14 protein-coding genes are annotated in these 16,068 nt (G+C 74.4%); 3 read left to right on the top strand and 11 right to left on the bottom strand.

Annotated elements, in window-relative coordinates:
- Positions 1-91 precede the first annotated feature (91 nt).
- The 4 genes from ACFWOG_RS16725 to ACFWOG_RS16710 all read right to left on the bottom strand — a co-directional run bounded on the left by ACFWOG_RS16725 (position 92) and on the right by ACFWOG_RS16710 (position 4,200).
- Positions 92-991: a Gfo/Idh/MocA family oxidoreductase gene (locus ACFWOG_RS16725; RefSeq protein WP_329948252.1), complete on the bottom strand. Its 900-nt coding sequence runs from the start codon at positions 989-991 to the stop codon at positions 92-94.
- A 217-nt stretch (positions 992-1,208) separates the two neighbouring features.
- The gene (locus ACFWOG_RS16720; RefSeq protein WP_380359044.1) at positions 1,209-2,018 is read right to left on the bottom strand and encodes a DedA family protein; all 810 of its coding nucleotides are present in this window, start codon (positions 2,016-2,018) and stop codon (positions 1,209-1,211) included.
- Between the two features lie 319 nt (positions 2,019-2,337).
- Complete coding sequence (locus ACFWOG_RS16715) at positions 2,338-3,174, bottom strand: class I SAM-dependent methyltransferase (protein WP_329948221.1); 837 nt, start codon at positions 3,172-3,174, stop codon at positions 2,338-2,340.
- A 141-nt stretch (positions 3,175-3,315) separates the two neighbouring features.
- Positions 3,316-4,200 carry a spermidine synthase gene (locus ACFWOG_RS16710; RefSeq protein ID WP_380359041.1) on the bottom strand — a complete coding sequence of 295 codons (885 nt, stop codon included), beginning with the start codon at positions 4,198-4,200 and terminating at the stop codon, positions 3,316-3,318.
- Positions 4,201-4,311: 111 nt separating this feature from the next.
- On the opposite strand from ACFWOG_RS16710, the gene ACFWOG_RS16705 reads away from it, so the two are divergent.
- The 3 genes from ACFWOG_RS16705 (at position 4,312) to ACFWOG_RS16695 (ending at position 8,112) form a co-directional block, all read left to right on the top strand.
- Positions 4,312-5,271 carry an alpha/beta hydrolase gene (locus ACFWOG_RS16705; protein WP_380359038.1) on the top strand — a complete coding sequence of 320 codons (960 nt, stop codon included), beginning with the start codon at positions 4,312-4,314 and terminating at the stop codon, positions 5,269-5,271.
- Positions 5,272-5,500: 229 nt separating this feature from the next.
- Complete coding sequence (locus ACFWOG_RS16700; RefSeq protein ID WP_380359035.1) at positions 5,501-7,387, top strand: S9 family peptidase; 1,887 nt, start codon at positions 5,501-5,503, stop codon at positions 7,385-7,387.
- A 29-nt stretch (positions 7,388-7,416) separates the two neighbouring features.
- The gene (locus ACFWOG_RS16695; protein ID WP_380359033.1) at positions 7,417-8,112 is read left to right on the top strand and encodes a hypothetical protein; all 696 of its coding nucleotides are present in this window, start codon (positions 7,417-7,419) and stop codon (positions 8,110-8,112) included.
- Between the two features lie 13 nt (positions 8,113-8,125).
- Here ACFWOG_RS16695 and ACFWOG_RS16690 read toward each other — a convergent pair whose 3' ends face one another.
- From ACFWOG_RS16690 to recR, 7 genes are all read right to left on the bottom strand, one after another.
- Entirely contained in the window at positions 8,126-8,974 is an 849-nt protein-coding gene (locus tag ACFWOG_RS16690) for an SURF1 family protein (protein WP_380359030.1), read from the bottom strand.
- 253 nt (positions 8,975-9,227) lie between these two features.
- Positions 9,228-10,550: a hypothetical protein gene (locus tag ACFWOG_RS16685; protein ID WP_380359027.1), complete on the bottom strand. Its 1,323-nt coding sequence runs from the start codon at positions 10,548-10,550 to the stop codon at positions 9,228-9,230.
- A gap of 259 nt (positions 10,551-10,809) precedes the next feature.
- On the bottom strand, positions 10,810-11,355 hold the full coding sequence (locus ACFWOG_RS16680; protein ID WP_329883836.1) for a SigE family RNA polymerase sigma factor: 546 nt from the start codon (positions 11,353-11,355) through the stop codon (positions 10,810-10,812).
- 346 nt (positions 11,356-11,701) lie between these two features.
- Positions 11,702-12,754 carry an aspartate-semialdehyde dehydrogenase gene (locus ACFWOG_RS16675; protein ID WP_380359023.1) on the bottom strand — a complete coding sequence of 351 codons (1,053 nt, stop codon included), beginning with the start codon at positions 12,752-12,754 and terminating at the stop codon, positions 11,702-11,704.
- The gene (locus ACFWOG_RS16670) at positions 12,751-14,031 is read right to left on the bottom strand and encodes an aspartate kinase (RefSeq protein WP_329883834.1); all 1,281 of its coding nucleotides are present in this window, start codon (positions 14,029-14,031) and stop codon (positions 12,751-12,753) included. The genes ACFWOG_RS16675 and ACFWOG_RS16670 overlap by 4 nt, the downstream gene beginning before the upstream one ends.
- 413 nt (positions 14,032-14,444) lie before the next feature.
- Positions 14,445-15,155, bottom strand: a complete 711-nt coding sequence (locus ACFWOG_RS16665; protein ID WP_329883832.1) for a DUF5063 domain-containing protein — start codon at positions 15,153-15,155, stop codon at positions 14,445-14,447.
- Positions 15,148-15,747 carry a recombination mediator RecR gene (gene recR / locus ACFWOG_RS16660; protein WP_329883870.1) on the bottom strand — a complete coding sequence of 200 codons (600 nt, stop codon included), beginning with the start codon at positions 15,745-15,747 and terminating at the stop codon, positions 15,148-15,150. The genes ACFWOG_RS16665 and recR overlap by 8 nt, the downstream gene beginning before the upstream one ends.
- Positions 15,748-16,068: the final 321 nt, after the last annotated feature.

Below are 16,068 nucleotides of genomic sequence, written 5' to 3'. Positions count from 1 at the left end.
GCCCGCGCCCCCCCGTCCCCGCCGGGGGGGGCGGGGGCGGGGGGGGGGGGCGCCCCCCCCCGCGGCGGCGGGAGGGATCCGGGACCAGTGGTCAGACGGCGACCGTGGTGCCCGCGGCGAGGGAGCGTTCGGCGGCGGCGAGGATCTCCACGGTCCGCAGGCCGAAGGCGGCGGAGCAGGGGTGCGGCTCACCGGTGCGGACGGACTCGTCGAGCGCGTCGAGGGCGCGGTGCAGGGCCGCGATCGGGCCCTCGCCGCGTTCGGGCAGGTGGACGGTGCCGGCCTCGCCGCGCAGCTCCATCCCGGTGCCGCCGCCCGCCACGGGGACGGTGAGGCTGAGCGCCAGGGTGCTGGACGCGCCGCCGACGTGGCGCAGCACGAGGTGGACGGTGTCCAGCGGGCCGGCCACGGCCGTCAGGGAGGTGACGTCGCCGAGGATCGGGAGCAGCACGGAGAGGGCGTGCGGGCCGACGTCCCAGAGCGCGCCCTTGTCCTTGCGCCAGGCGGAGGCCGCGTACGGGCTGGTGGAGTCCGGGGCGAAGACCGAGCCGAGCCAGTCGGAGCGGCCGGTGAACCAGCCGCCGGCGGCGGCCTGCGCCTCGATCCACGGGATCTGGTCGCCGCCGAAGCGGACGGTGAAGAACACCACCGAGGCGACGCCGTTGCGTCCGGTCGCCTCGACCACCCGGCGGGCGTCGGGGACGGTCAGCGCGACGGGCTTGTCGAGCAGCAGGTGGCAGCCCGCCTCGGCGGCCCGTACGGCGAGGTCCGCCTGGACGGTCGGCGGCAGTGCGATGGAGACGGCGTCGACCTCGGCGAGCAGCCGGTCGAGGTCGGCGTGGCCGGGGACGCCGTGCTGCGCGCCGAGCGCTGCGGCGGCCTCGGGGCGGCGGCCCCAGACTCCCGCGAACTCGAAGGCGGGGTGCTCCGCCAGGACGGGTGCGTGCACCCGCTCCGCCCAGGGGCCGGTGCCCAGCAGTCCGATCCGCATGGTGGTCTCGCTCCTCGGTCGTGCGCGGGTGTTCGGTCGTGCGTCGATGTCGATCTCGTGTGCTGCCGTGCTGTGCCGTACCGCCATGGTGCTCGACCGTACTCCGCCGCCCGGTCGGGTCCGTGCCCGGTGGGTACCGCGCCCCGGTCGGGTCCGCGCCCGGTCGCACGAAGGCCGCCGTCGCTCCCCCGGGGCGACGGCGGCCCTGGCCGGCGGGTCAGTCCGCGACGGGCCCGGCGGGTGCTGCGGCGGTCTGCGCGCCGGCACCCGGTGCGGTCGCCGTCGCCGTGGCGGCGGCAGTGACCGTGGTGGTGGCCGTGGTGGCGGTGGCCGTGGTGGCGGCGGCAGTCGCCGACGGTGCTCCGATCGGGGCCTCGGCGGCCGAGGCCGCCTCCGCCGCCGCGTCCTCCGCCTCACGGGCCCGGGCGGACTTGGCGGCGCGGCGCTTCATCAGCCAGGCCGAGAAGGCGCCGCCGAGGGCGGCCAGGAGCAGGCCGATCCAGGAGAACTTCGACAGCCACTGCTCGGCGACCTTGCCGACCTGGTAGACGAGCAGGGTCGTCCCGCCGGCCCAGACGATGCCGCCGAGGACGTTGGCGATCAGGAACTTCCAGTACGGCATCTTGAGCGCGCCGGCGAGCGGCCCGGCGAAGATGCGCAGCAGGGCGATGAAGCGGCCGAAGAAGACGGCCCACATGCCCCACTTCTGGAACGAGCGTTCGGCGCTGGCCAGGTGGTCCGGGCCGAAGTGCTTGGGGAACCGCCGCCCCAGCTTCTCGAAGAGCGGCTTGCCGCCCTTGCGTCCGATCGAGTAGCCGATCGAGTCGCCGATGATCGCACCGAGGATCGCGAAGACCGCCACCCAGACCGGGCTGACCACGCCGCGCGCGGCCAGCAGCGCCGAGGACACCAGGGCGATCTCGCCGGGGAGCGGAATGCCCAGCGACTCCAGTCCGATGATCAGACCTACAAGGGCATACACCGCGCCCGGTGGCACGCCCTCGATCCAGGCGTCGATGTGCAGCAAGGCCAGTACCTCCGTGGCAGGACGAGACCCACGGCAGGCCCGGTCAGGTATCCGCAGCCCGCGCGCCGGTCTCGACGTCGTCCGAATGGCGGCACCAGGCCGCTCCCCGAGAAGGCAGCCTAACGTGCCGGGCGGCCCGTCCCCCTGGCCGATCACCCCTGGTTACGACGCGTGGCGGCCTGCGGCGGTTCCGGCGTCCCCGGGAACCGGGCCGCCCACCGCGCCTCCACCGCGCCTCCGCCCGGGGACCCTCGCCGGCCCCGTGCAGCCGCCCCCGACCCGGCACCGGCCGGGGGCCCCGGCCCCACGACCCGGTCGGCTACGGCTGCACGGGGCGGTCCGCGAAGTCCACGACGGTGACCGAGGGGCGGCGGTCCGCCAGCGGGGGAACGGCGAGGGCGATCGGGAGCAGGGCTCCGACGAGTCCGCGTCCGCCGGTCGGCCGGACGTCCCGCACCGCGGCCACCGCAGGACCGGCGCTGCGCAGCTTGGCCCGCTCGCCCGCGTCCATCGCCCACGGCATCGGGGGCGCCTCGTAGCCCCGGGTCCGCACCCTGCCGCTCAGGGTGAGCCGGCCGAACCAGCGCGGTACCGCGTCCAGGACCAGCGAACCGCCCGGGAACCGCTCGGCACAGCCCGCGATCAGGGCCCGCACCTGGGCCGGCCGCAGGTACATCAGCAGACCCTGCGCGGTGATCAGCACCGCCCGGCTCCGGTCCACCTCCTCGGCCCAGCCGAGGTCGGTGACGTCGGCGGCCACGGAGCGCCGGCGCGGCCCGGGCGGCAGCAGTTGCTCCCGCAGGGCGACCGACTCGGGCAGGTCCACCCCGATCCACCGGGCACGGCCGTTGTCGACACGCCAGTACTGGGTCTCCAAGCCCTCCCCCAGGCAGACCACGGTGCCGCGCGGCTCCCGGGCCAGGAAGTCCGCCACCTCGCGGTCGAAGCAGGCCGCCCGCAGCGCCTGCAGCTGGGCCTGGACGCCGCTGGTTCCGAAGCGCTCGGCGAACGGGTAGTCGATCCGGTCCACCAGCTCGACCGCCTTCGGGTCGTGCAGCACCGTGTCCGGCCTGCGCGCCTCGACGGAGCGCTGGTAGAGCGTCCACAGTGCCGTCTCGGGGACCGCCGTCAGATCCGGCCGTTCCATGCTGTTCATCACTCGGTCGTTCCTCTGCATCCTCGGACCCCGGGACGGACCCGCCGATTCTGACACTGCCGGGGGCGTGAACAGAGCGCGCGAAGCCCCGGCGCGCCGCCCCGCGCGACCGTGCGCACCGTGCCCGGGACGCGCGCCCGGTCAGCCGACGCTGAACGCCCCTTCCGGCGGGGGCGGGGAGTCGGTGGCGGTGGCGTCCGTCACCGGCTCCGTCCGGGCGACGAAGGCCGCGAGGTCGGCGCCGTCGGTCAGCCGGGCCGGGAAGATGTCGCCGGCCAGCCGCCGGACCAGGTCGGCGACCGGCAGCGGACCGGTCGAGCCGACGAGCAGGATGTTGCCGTACCGCCGCCCGCGCAGCACCGGCGGCTCCGCGATCAGGCAGGCCTCCGGGAAGACGGCCCGCACCGTCGCCGCCTGCGCGCGGGCGAAGGCGAGCGGCGGACCGTCCGCGAGGTTGGCGGCGTAGCAGCCGCCGGGGCGCAACGCGGCCGACGCCAGCCGGAGGAACTCCACCGAGGTCAGGTGCGCGGGCGTCCGCGAACCGTGGAAGACGTCGGCGACGACGAGGTCCAGCGAGCCGGGTGCGGCCTCCGCGAGCGCCGCCCGGGCGTCACCGACCACGGCCGTGATGTCGGCGCCCGGCCCGTGCCAGGGAAGGTGCTCCGCCACCAGCGCGAGCAGCGGGCCGTCGACCTCCACCACCCGCTGGCGGGAGCCCGGACGGGTGGCGGCCAGGTAGCGGGGGACGGTCAGCGCGCCACCGCCCAGGTGGAGCGCGTCCAGCGGCTGCCCGGCCGGGGCGAGCGCGTCGACCAGGTGGCCGAACCGCTGCGTGTACTCGAACTCCAGGTGGGTCGGGTCCCCGAGGTCGACGTAGGACTGCGGGGTGTCGTCCAGGGTGAGCAGCCAGCCGCCGTCGTGGTCGATGTCGGGCAGCAGCTTGGCCTGCCCGAGGTCCGTCCGCCGCACGACCGGTACGGGGTCGTCGTCCACGGACGGTCTGGGCGTGTCGGGCATCTCGGGCATGACGGCAGCATAGGCGGCTCGCCCGAGTCGCCGTCACGCCCGAGGCTACCGGCCGGTATCGTCAGGGTTCCCGAGGCAGCGATACCGAGCAGAGATTGGGTGCGACTGGACATGGAGTTCCGCGAAGACATCCTGGGTGCCCCCTACGAGGCGGTCGAACTGCCGCTCCGCCCGGACGAGGAGGGCGAGGTCTCCGCCACGCTCGTCCGGCGGCTGGTCCCCGGTTCGGACCGGGCCGTCCTCTACATCCACGGCTACAACGACTACTGGTTCCAGACCCACCTGGCCGACCACTACGCCGCCGCCGGCTTCTCCTTCTACGCGCTCGACCTGCGCAAGTACGGCCGTTCGCTGCGACCGCACCAGTCCCCGAACTTCGTCCGCGACCTCGCCGCCTACGACGAGGAGCTCGACGAGGCGGTCCGGGTCGTCCGGCAGCTGGACGGGCACACCCGGCTGCTGATCAACGGCCACTCCACCGGCGGCCTGATCGCCGCCCTCTGGGCCGGCCGCCGCGCCGGGCGCGGGCTGGTCGACGCGCTCTTCCTCAACAGCCCTTTCCTCTCCATGCCGGCCGCCCCCGCCGTCCGCACCCTCGGCGCCCCCGCCCTGGACGCCCTCGGCCGCTTCGCCCCGACCCGCGTGCTGCCGTCGGCCCTCAACCCGCACTACGTGCACAGCCTGCACCAGGACCACCGCGGCGCGTGGGACTTCGACCTGCGTCTCAAGCCGGCGGAGGGCGTCCCGCTGTTCGCCGGCTGGCTCGCCGCCGTCCAGCGCGGCCACCGCGAGGTGCGGCGCGGCCTCGGCGTCGAGGTCCCGATCCTGCTGATGGCCTCCACCGCCTCGATCTCCACCACCCGCTGGCACAACGCCCTCCACCACGCGGACGCCATCCTGCGCGCCGACGACATCGCCGCCGCCGGGCCCCACCTGGGCCGCCACGTCACCATCGTGCGCATCGAGGGCGGCATGCACGACCTCGTCCTCTCCGGCGAGAAGGCCCGCACCCAGGTCTTCGCCGAACTCGACCGCTGGCTCGACGCCTACTTCCCCCTCGCCGTGCACTGATCCCTCGCCGCACACCGGCCCTCGCGCTGCACCGGCCCCCGTGCTCCGACGGCCCGCGGCCCGAGGACGCGTGACCCGTTCGCCTCCGTGTCTCCCCCTCCGCGGGCGGCCCCGCCGGTGGCGGGGGGGTGGTGTGAGGCGGGCGCGGCCCCCCCGGCCCCGGCGCGGGGGCCCCCCCCCCCCCCCGCCCCCGTTCCGTTCCCGCCCCCCGATCGGGTTGGATGGGTGGATGAGCGAGGAGAAGAGCGCCGTTCCGGCGTGGGAGCAGCGGTTCAGGGCGGCACGGGTCTCCCTGCCGGACTGGGCGGAGGACGCCCCCGACCGGGCGCTGTACGTGTCCAACGCCAGCGGCACCTACGAGATCTACGCCTGGGACCGCGCCACCGACACCCACCGGCGCGTCACCGACCGGCCGAACGGCACGACCGACGCCGAACTGTCCCCCGACGGCGCGTGGATCTGGTGGTTCGACGACAGCGACGGTGACGAGTTCGGCATCTGGCGCCGCCGGCCCTTCGAGGGCCGCCCCGAAGGCGCGACCGGCCCCGACGAGGAGGCCGTCCCCGGCCTCGACCCGTCCTACGACGCGGGCCTGGCCCTCGGCCGGGACGGCACCGTCGTGGTCGGCCGGTCCACCGACGAGCACGGCACCACCCTGCACCTGCGACGGCCCGGGGCGACCGAACCGGTCGAGATCTACCGGCACGCGGAGTACGGCGGCGTCGGCGACCTCAGTCACGACAGCACCCTGCTGGCCATCGACCACACCGAGCACGGCGACGCGATGCACGGGGCGATCCGGGTGGTCCGCCTCTCCGACGGCGCGACCGTCGCCGAGCTGGACGAGGTCACCGGGCACGCGGAACCGCGCGGTGTGGCCTGCATGGGCTTCGCCCCGGTCGACGGTGACACCCGGCTGCTGGTCGCCCAGCAGCGCACCGGCCGCTGGGAACCGATGATCTGGGACGTCGCGACCGGTGTCGAGACCGCGCTGCCGCTCCGCGACGAACAGGGCCGCGAACTGCCCGGCGACGTCTCCGCCCAGTGGCGGCCCGGCGCCCGGTCCCTGCTGATCGAGCACGAGTACGAGGCGCGCAGCGAGCTGTTCTCGTACGAGCTCGACAGCCCGGACGGCCCGGGGAGCGCCAAGGGCGTGCTGACCCGGCTCGACACCCCGCGCGGCACGGTCAGCGGCGCGACCGCCCGGCCGGACGGCACCGTGGAGTTCCTCTGGTCCTCCGCCGCCGAGCCGTCCGCGGTCCGTTCCACCGCCGGCGGCGTGGTGCTGCGCGCGCCCGGCGCGGTGCCACCCGCCTCCGTCCCGGTCGAGGACGTCTGGGTGGACGGCCCCGGCGGCCGGGTGCACGCGCTCGTCCAGCGGCCGTCCGGGGCAGGTCCGGCGGACGGCCCGTTCCCGACCGTCTTCGAGGTGCACGGCGGCCCGACCCACCACGACAGCGACTCCTTCGCCGCCGGCCCGGCCGCCTGGCTGGACCACGGCTTCGCGGTGGTCCGGGTCAACTACCGCGGCTCCACCGGCTACGGCCAGGCCTGGACGGACGCGCTGCGCGAGCGGGTCGGCCTGATCGAGCTGGAGGACATCGCGGCCGTCCGGGAGTGGGCGGTGGCGAGCGGCCTGGCCGACCCGGACCGGCTGGTGCTGTCCGGCGGTTCCTGGGGCGGCTACCTCACCCTGCTCGGCCTCGGCGTGCAGCCGGAGCTCTGGAGCCTCGGCGTCGCCGCCGTCCCCGTCGCGGACTACCTGACCGCGTACGACGACGAGATGGAGGCGCTGAAGGCGATCGACCGCACGCTCTTCGGCGGAACGCCGGAGGAGGTGCCCGAGCGCTGGACCGCCTCCTCCCCGCTGACCTACGTGGAGCGGGTGCGGGTCCCGGTCTACATCAGCGCCGGGGTGAACGACCCGCGCTGCCCGATCCGGCAGATCGACAACTACGTCGAGCGGCTGGAGCAGCTGGGCAAGGTGCACGAGGTGTACCGGTACGACGCCGGGCACGGTTCGCTCGTCGTCGACGAGCGGATCAAGCAGCTGCGGCTGGAGATCGACTTCGTCGGTCGGCACCTCGGCACGGGCGGCGTCGGAGAGAATCGGTAGAAGACGGAGGAGAGGGACGGGGGGAACGTGTGAGACGCCTGCTGGCGATCATGGGGGTGGGGGTGGCCGGGGCCCTGGTGCTCACCGGCTGCTCGGGTCAGGACGGCGACGACGGGAGCGGGGGCGGGGGGTCGGCCTGCCCGCCGCCCGCCTCCTCACCGTCCTCCTCACCGACGACCACGAGTTCGCCGACGGCCCCGTCCAAGGCCACGGCGACCGTGGCCGCCGCCGCGGCCGTCGTGGTGCGGGCGGCCTTCCGCACGGCCGAGCTCGGCGCAGCCGAACGCGGCCCGGAGGGCGCTGCGGGGTCCGTGGCGACTTCAGTGGCAGGGTCCGTGGCGCCGTCCGTGGCGTCGACCGTGGCGGAGGGCGCGCCGCACGGCGGCACGGTGCTGCTGGCCAAGTCGGGCTCGTCCGGCTCCAAGAGCTCGTCGGGTTCCAAGAGCTCGTCCGGCTCGAAGGGCTCCAAGAGCGGCCGCAAGGCCCGCCACCACACCGACACCTACGACTCGGACGACGACAACGCCGGCGGGAACGGCAGTGGCAGCAGCCGGCGGTGCGACAACCCGCCGCCGACCGTTTCGCCGTCCCCGTCGGCCACGTCGTCAGGCCCGTCGGCTCCGCCCGCTTCGTCCGGGGCGCCGACCCCGTCCGCACCGGTGGTGCCGAGCGCACCCGCCGTTCCGTCCAAGCCCGTCGTGCCGCCGGTGAAGCCCACGCGCTGAGCCGGCCGTCCGGTCAGTCGAGGACCGGGTCCAGTCCCAGGGCCCGGTCCTGCTCGGCCTCGGCCTCGCGGCGCAGCAGGCGGAACCACATGAACACCACGAAGCCGCCGAAGACGAACCACTCCAGCGTGTAGCCCAGGTTCTGGAACGCCCGCAGGCTCAGTCCGTTGCCGCCCTGCGGCTGCACCGTCGGCACCGGGGTCAGCCCGGCCGGCGCGTCGTCGGCGGACACCCAGCCGTCGTACCAGCCCTCGTAGGAGAGCTTGTTGACCAGGGCGGCCCGGTTGATCGTGCCGAGCTGTCCCTCCGGGAGCCCGCCGGCCACCGCACCGCCGCTGCCGCTGGTCTCGCCGGCCTGCAGCCGGCCGGTCACCGTCACCTCGCCGGCGGGCGCGGCACCGGCGGCCGTGGTCGTGGTCGTGGAATCCGCGACCGTGGAGGCGCCGGCGGGCATTCCGGTGGCGGGCACCGCGGCAGCCGGTGTCCCGGCCGCCCAACCGCGGACCACCGCGACGGTCCGCCCGTCCGGCGTGCGCAGCGGGGTCAGCACGTAGTAGCCCTGCTTGCCGTCCAACACCCTGTTGGGCACGAGCAGTTGGTGTTCCTGGTCGAAGGTGCCGGTCACCGTCACGGCCTGGCCGACGGTGTCCGTGGTGACCTGCGGCCGGTCGGCGCCGAGCACCTCACCGAGCGGCCGGGAAGCACCCGCGTCGTTCACCGACCGGCTGATCTCCTCCTGCGAGGCGACCTTGTCCTCGAACCGACCGAGCTGCCAGGAGCCGAGCCAGACGCACACCGCGACGGCCGCGACGGCCAACGCGGTGCCGCTCAGCCAGCGCGGGGTGAGGAGGAACCGGTACACACCCCCACGGTAACCACTCCTCACACGCCGCCCGACCCCAGGCCCCCCGCCCGGCCCGGACACCACCCCCCGGAGCGGAAAGTCGGACCGGCCGACGTCCCCCGCCGCGAGGCCCCGCCGGTCCGCACCACCACCGCCCAGGACGCCGTCCTGCGCCCTCTCGCCGGTCCCCTACTCCCCTACTCCTGATGCTTCCTCTCACCACTGCCCGGCGCCCGGCCCCGCGTGCGGCGCCCCGGGACCGCCCCCGCACTCACCCCGACGAGGGCGAGGCGCTCGGAGCCGGGAGCGCCGACGGAAGCGGGTCGGGCGCGGTGCGGTAGACCGTGCCCGCGCAGACGCCCGGGAGGACGGCGACGGACGCGGGCGGGTTGCCCGGCGCCGGGGTGTAGGCCAGCGTGACGCTCGTCAACGGCTTGCCGGGCCCGGCCGTCGAGGTGGCCGACGGACTCGGCGCACCGGTCGACGGGGGTGTCGTCGCAGCGCTCGGCGGCGGCTCCGCGCTCGTCCCCGCGGTGAAGCCGGCCTCCGGGGCCGACCCGGTGGACAGGCGCGGCCCGCTCGTCGATCCGGTCGGGCCGGCGCTCAGCAGGCCGGGACCCGTCCCGCCGCTCGCACCCGCGCCCGCGTCCGTTCCCGCACCGCCGCTCGCGCCGCCGGCCGATCCCGGCGCCGCACCGGTGCCCGCGCCCGGCCCAGGAGCGGCGCCGCCACCCGCCGTACCGCCGGCCGTCGCGCTGCCGGTGCTGCCGCCGGTGGCTCCGCCCGTCGTGCTCTGCCCGGGGCCGGCGGAGGCGCTCGGCGAGGTCGTCCCGCCGGGCGTCGGGCAGCCGACGGCGTCCGGCACCCACCCGAAGTCCACCCGGTACCCGGCCCGGGGCGCGAGCACGAGACCGTCGGTGCCGCCGCCCGTCCCCGCCGCGGGATCCGTCGAGCGCGCGGGCAGCCCGGTCGCCGGACCGCCCGCCGTGTGATCGGCGATCCGGATCCGCCCGGACTCCGTCCCGACGGTGCCAGTGACCGTGACCGAACCGGGCCCGCCGAGCCGGCAGCTGTGCGCGGACGTGTTGGTCACTGTGAAGTACCCGTAGATCCGGCCGTCGGGGTCGGCCGTACCGACCTGGGCGGTGCCCTGCCCGAGATCGCCACGGGTGCAGAGCGGCATCGGCCCGCTCTCGCCGCCGGTGCCGGTGGCGGCGGCCGGGGCCGAGGTCCCGGCCGCCGGGCGGGTGGTGCTCGCGCCGGCACTCGGCGAGGTCCCGGCGGTGCCGGACGGGCTGCCCGGCGAGGTGGGCGTGCTCACGTCGGGGGCCGGCGGCAGGCTCGGCCACACGATGCCTCCACCGGGTGCGGTCCCCGAGGAGGTCGACGAGGCGGTGCCGCCGTGTGCGTTGGGCGAGCCGGGGCCGCCGGAGAGACCGAGGTGTTCGTCGTCGTGCAGGGTCGGCAGCAGGACGGAGACGACGGCGGCCAGCGCGGCGGCGCCGGTCCAGGCGCCCCGGCGCGCGGCCCGTCTGCGCGGCACCGCCCGGCGGATGTGCTGCAGGCCGCCGGGGGCGGGCTGGACCTCGGCCACGGCCCGTTGCATCAGCGCCCGGACGAGTCGTTCCTCCGAGCCGAGCGGATCGACCTCGCCGTCGTCGGCTCCGGCTCCGGTCTCGGTCAGGGCTCCGGCTCCGGCTCCGGCGAACCCCCGGAACCCGCCCGGGGCGCCGAATACTCCCGCGCTCCCAGGCCCTGCCGTACCTCCCGGACCTCGGTCTCTGCCGCCCGGTCCTCTCCCGGCCCCCGGACCACCGTCGGAGGGGGCCCGTTCACCGGACATCCGATCGTCCTCAGCCATGCCCGGCCTCCATCTGGACCCGCAGCGCGGCGATCCCGCGTGAGCCGTACGCCTTCACCGACCCCAGCGAGATGCCCAGGGTCTCGGCGACCTGCGCCTCCGTCATGTCCACGAAGTAGCGCAGCACCAGTACCTCCCGCTGACGGCGTTGCAGACCCCGTAACGCGGCCTTCAACTGGTCGCGTTCCAGCGCATCGTAGGCCCCTTCTTCTGCACTGGCCATGTCAGGCATGGGCTTCTGAAGCAGCCTCAGCCCGAGAATCCTGCGCCGCAGCGTCGAGCGGGACAGGTTGACCACCGTCTGCCGCAGGTAGGCGAGGGTCTTCTCGGGCTCACGCACCCGCCGCCGGGCCGCGTGCACCCGGATGAACGCCTCCTGCACCACGTCCTCACAGGTGGAGAGGTCGTCGAGGAGCAGCGCGGCCAGCCGCAACAGGGAGCGGTAGTGCGCCTGGTAGGTCTCGGTGAGCAGGTCCTCGCTGGTCCCCGCGGTGGTGCCCGCGCCGGAGTCAGCGGCGCCGGATGCGACTACCGTCATCTGGCTTTCTACCGGCCTATCCGCCGGCCACTGGGCGCGCGGCGGGAACGTCACCGCGGCCGTTGCCGAGATGCCCGCCCCTGCCCCCACCATCACGTTCGCCACGCCCGTTGGACACTCGATCCCCTGTCATGGTTGCCCAGCCCGGCGGACATTCTTCCGCATCGGGCGGAGCCCCCTCCAGGGGATTCGGCGAGGATTCCTCAAGCGGTCCGCGAACAAACTGCGTAGACGCCGGCTGAGGAGCGGCAGCCCCGGCCGTCGCGAGAGGCCCCGGACGCGGTCCCGGGTGCGGTCCCGGACGCGGTCCCGGCGGGCCGTCGGACGACCGGACCGCCGGCCCGGCTCACAGGCCGAGTTCCCCCGCGACCAGTTCGGCGATCTGCAGCGCGTTCAGCGCCGAGCCCTTGCGCAGGTTGTCCCCGCAGAGAAAGAGGTCCAGCGCCGTCGGGTCGTCCAGCGCCCGGCGTACCCGGCCCACCCACACCGGGTCGGTGCCGACGACGTCGTTCGGCGTAGGGAACTCGCCCGCCGCCGGATCGTCGTAGAGCACCACGCCGGGGGCGTCCCGAAGGATCTCCTGGGCATGCTCCTGGGTGACCTCCCGCTCGAACACCGCGTGCACGGCGACCGCGTGGGTGCGCACCACCGGGATGCGGACGCAGGTGGCGGAGACCCTGAGCGCGGACAGGCCGAGGATCTTGCGGGACTCGTCCCGTACCGTGCGCTCCTCGGAGGACCAGCCGCCGTCGGTCAGCGTGCCGGCCCACGGCACCGCGTTGAGCGCGAGCGGGGCGGCGAACGGGCCGTGGTCGGCGATCACGGCCCGCAGGTCGCCGGTCTGTTCGCCGACCTCGGTACCGGCCACCTGCGCGAGCTGCCCGCGCAGCGCGTCGGCGCCGGCCCGGCCCACGCCGGAGGCGGCCTGGTAGGAGGAGACGACCAGCGCGGCCAGCCCGTACTCGGCGTGCAGCGCACCGACCGCCGCGATCATCGTCAGCGTGGTGGAGTCGGGGCTGGCCACGATGCCGCGCGTACGCAGTCGCACCGCCGCCGCGTTGACCTCGGGCACGACCAGCGGAACGTCCTCGTCCAGGCGGAAGGCCCCGGAGTTGTCGACGACCACGACGCCCTTGGCGGCCGCGATCGGCGCCCACCGGGCGGAGACGTCCACGGGCACGTCGAACACCGCGACGTCGATCCCGTCGAAGCACTCCTCGGTGAGCGGGAGCACCTCCGCGAGCTCCCCGCGCACGGTCTGCTTGCGGCCGGCCGAGCGCGGGGAGGCGACGAGGCGGATCTCGCCCCAGATGTCCTGGCGGAGGGAGAACAGGCCGAGGAGCACCTCACCGACCGCGCCGGTGGACCCGACGACGGCGAGGTTCGGCCGCCGGGTCATCGCCCGGTGCCTCCGTAGACGACGGCCTCGTCCGTGTCGCTGTCCAGCCCGAAGGCGCTGTGGACGGCGCGCACGGCCGCGTTGACGTCCTCGGCGCGGGTGACCACCGAGATGCGGATCTCCGAGGTGGAGATCAGCTCGATGTTGACCCCGGCGGCGGAGAGCGCCTCGAAGAAGGTCGCGGTGACGCCCGGGTTGGAGCGCATGCCGGCACCGACGAGCGAGATCTTGCCGATCGCGTCGTCGTAGCGGAGCGACTCGTAGCCGATGCCCTCCTTGACCCGGTCGAGCGCGTCGATGGCCTTCTGGCCCTCGGCCTTCGGCAGGGTGAACGAGATGTCGGTCAGACCGGTCGACGCGGCGGAGACGTTCTGCACCACCATGTCGATGTTGACCTCTGCGTCGGCGATCGCGCGGAAGATGCGCGCCGCCTCGCCCGGCTTGTCGGGCACGCCTACGACCGTGACCTTGGCCTCGGACGTGTCGTGGGCGACTCCGGAGATGATGGCCTGCTCCATCTCGCCCCCTTCGGGCTGGTGCGGGTTGTCGTTGCTGACGATCGTCCCGGGAAGGCCCGAGAAGGACGAGCGTACGTGAATCGGGATGTTGTAGCGGCGCGCGTACTCCACACAGCGGTCGAGCAGCACCTTGGAGCCGGACGAGGCCAGCTCCAGCATGTCCTCGTACGCCAGCCAGTCGATCTTGCGGGCCTTCTTCACCACGCGCGGGTCGGCGGTGAACACGCCGTCCACGTCGGTGTAGATCTCGCAGACCTCGGCCCTGAGGGCCGCGGCGAGGGCGACGGCCGTGGTGTCGGAGCCGCCGCGGCCGAGCGTGGTGATGTCCTTGCTCGACTGCGAGACACCCTGGAAGCCGGCCACGATCGCGATGTTGCCCTCGTCCAGGGCGGTGCGGATGCGGCCCGGCGTCACGTCGATGATGCGCGCCTTGTTGTGGACGGAGTCGGTGATGACACCGGCCTGGCTGCCTGTGAAGGACTGGGCCTCGTGACCCAGGGATTTGATCGCCATGGCCAGCAGAGCCATGGAGATGCGCTCTCCAGCGGTCAGCAGCATGTCGAACTCGCGGCCGGCGGGGAGAGGTGACACCTGCTCCGCGAGTTCGATGAGCTCGTCCGTCGTGTCGCCCATCGCGGACACCACGACGACGACCTCATGGCCGGCCTTCTTGGCGTCAACGATTCGACGGGCCACGCGCTTGATGCCCTCGGCATCCGCAACGGATGAGCCGCCGTACTTCTGCACGACAAGGCCCACGTGCGCTCCTCGACTTGTGTCGTTTCCGGGGGCGCTCGGCCCCCGCACCCCCGGGTGGCGGGGGTGGTGCGGTCCGCGCCAGTCTACCGAGCAAGGGTGCGACACCTGCCGGTTTCCATATGATGAGACACACGTTTCAGCAGGTGAGCGGCGGTTCGGGCGGGGCCACGGGCAGGTCTGCGGGGTATCCCGCACCGCCCCGCAGAATCGGCGGGCAAACGGTCGGCAGCCCCGGGGTTTTCTCTTCGACGGAAAACCCTGAGGTCTGCGTCACAGTGCGTGCCGACCCCCGCCGCCCCCTGCCGGAACGTTCCCCGGACACGTTCCAGGGACCCCGACCCGTTCCCGGAGCCCCGCCGGGGCCCGCTCCCGGGGCTCCCTGCGGGGGCCCCTGGCGGGGACTCCTGGCGGGTTCAGCGCCCGATCCCCAGCTCGGCCGCCATGAGGTCGCCGGCCTGCTGTTCGAGCTGCTCGTCGGTGAGCCCGTCGTTGTCGGTGTCCGCACCGTCCGGCGCCGCCCCGATCGGGCTGTCCAGCCGGACGTGCGCGATCAGCGACTGCAGCGCCCGCAGCACCGCCGTGCAGGTCGTGCCCCAGTTGGACAGGTAGGAGAACTGCCACCACCAGAGCGCCTCGCTGACCCGCCCCTCGCGGTAGTGGGTGAGCCCGTGCTGGAGCTCGCTCACCACCCCGGCGAGGTCGTCCGAGATCCGGAACGCGCTCGGCTTCTCCGGCGGCCCGTACGGGTCGAAGACCTCGTGGTAGACGTCGATCGGCGCAAGCAGGGCGGCCAGCCGCTCCCGCAGCTGCTCGCCGTCCGGCTCCGGCCCGGTGTCGGGCTCGAACCGGTCCTCCGGCACGACGTCCTCGATCGCGCCCAGCCGGCCGCCGGCCAGCAGCAGCTGCGAGACCTCCAACAGGAGGAGGGAGACCGCGCTGCCGGGCTCGTCGCCCTTGGCCACCTCGGTGACGGCGAGCACGAAGCTCTCCACCGAGTCCGCGATCTGCACCGCGAAGTCGTCCGGCTCCGAGCCGTGCGCGTGCGTGTGCCAGCTGTGCCGGTCCTGCTCCGGTCCGGCCTGGTGGGGCGTGTGGGGCTGCTGGTTGATGGTCCGGTCAGACATCGAGCAGTCGTCTCCCTTCGAAGGCGCGACCGAGCGTGACCTCGTCCGCGTACTCCAGATCCCCGCCGACGGGCAGGCCGCTCGCCAGCCGGGTCACCCTCAGACCCATCGGCTTGCAGAGCCGGGCCAGATAGGTGGCGGTCGCCTCCCCCTCCAGGTTGGGGTCGGTGGCCAGGATCAGCTCGGTGACCGTGCCGTCCGCGAGCCGCGCCAGCAGCTCCCGGATCCGCAGGTCGTCCGGGCCGACGCCCTCGATCGGGCTGATCGCGCCGCCCAGTACGTGGTAGCGGCCACGGAACTCACGGGTGCGCTCGATGGCGACCACGTCCTTGGACTCCTCGACCACGCAGATGACGGCGAGGTCGCGCCGCGGGTCGAGACAGACCCGGCACCGCTCGGCCTCCGCGACGTTGCCGCAGACGGCGCAGAACCGGACCTTGTCCTTGACCTCCAGCAGCGCGTGCGCCAGCCGGCGCACGTCGACGGGGTCGGCCTGCAGGACGTGGAAGGCGATCCGCTGGGCGCTCTTGGGCCCGACGCCGGGCAGCCTGCCCAGTTCGTCGATCAGGTCCTGAACCACGCCCTCGTACAACGTCGCGCCTTCCCTCAGGTGGAACGGTGGCACCCGCGCGGGGTGCTCCGGTGCCATCATCCAACGAATCGGGCGTCGGGCACACCGCCCGACGCCCGTCTCCCGCATAAATCACACAGGTCCGTTGTCTGAACTACAGATCTCCGGGGCCCCGAGAACCGTCCCGAAGCCCTCCTACCGGCCGGTCGAGAGCCCTCCGCCGGCCGCCGGGGAGCTCCCTCGTACCGACACGTACCGATTCGTCCCGACCGCCCGGCACTGCCCGAACGGCCCGGCCGTCCGGGCGGAACCGGGCCGGGGCTTGCCGGCCCTGGCCCTGTC

This window comes from Kitasatospora sp. NPDC058406 (assembly GCF_042722765.1).
GTDB lineage: Bacteria > Actinomycetota > Actinomycetes > Streptomycetales > Streptomycetaceae > Kitasatospora.
The sequence above is the reverse complement of the archived record's forward strand: the minus strand, read 5'-3'. Positions and strand labels throughout refer to the sequence as shown.

Excerpts from the sequence above, each read along its gene's own strand:
- ACFWOG_RS16725 (WP_329948252.1), bottom strand. The coding sequence starts at position 991 with ATGCGGATCGGACTGCTGGGCACCGGCCCCTGGGCGGAGCGGGTGCAC.
- ACFWOG_RS16675 (WP_380359023.1), bottom strand. The coding sequence starts at position 12,754 with ATGACCCGGCGGCCGAACCTCGCCGTCGTCGGGTCCACCGGCGCGGTC.
- ACFWOG_RS16705 (WP_380359038.1), top strand. The coding sequence starts at position 4,312 with ATGGAGTTCCGCGAAGACATCCTGGGTGCCCCCTACGAGGCGGTCGAA.
- ACFWOG_RS16715 (WP_329948221.1), bottom strand. The coding sequence starts at position 3,174 with ATGAACAGCATGGAACGGCCGGATCTGACGGCGGTCCCCGAGACGGCA.
- ACFWOG_RS16710 (WP_380359041.1), bottom strand. The coding sequence starts at position 4,200 with ATGCCCGAGATGCCCGACACGCCCAGACCGTCCGTGGACGACGACCCC.
- ACFWOG_RS16700 (WP_380359035.1), top strand. The coding sequence starts at position 5,501 with ATGAGCGAGGAGAAGAGCGCCGTTCCGGCGTGGGAGCAGCGGTTCAGG.
- ACFWOG_RS16665 (WP_329883832.1), bottom strand. The coding sequence starts at position 15,155 with ATGTCTGACCGGACCATCAACCAGCAGCCCCACACGCCCCACCAGGCC.
- ACFWOG_RS16680 (WP_329883836.1), bottom strand. The coding sequence starts at position 11,355 with ATGACGGTAGTCGCATCCGGCGCCGCTGACTCCGGCGCGGGCACCACC.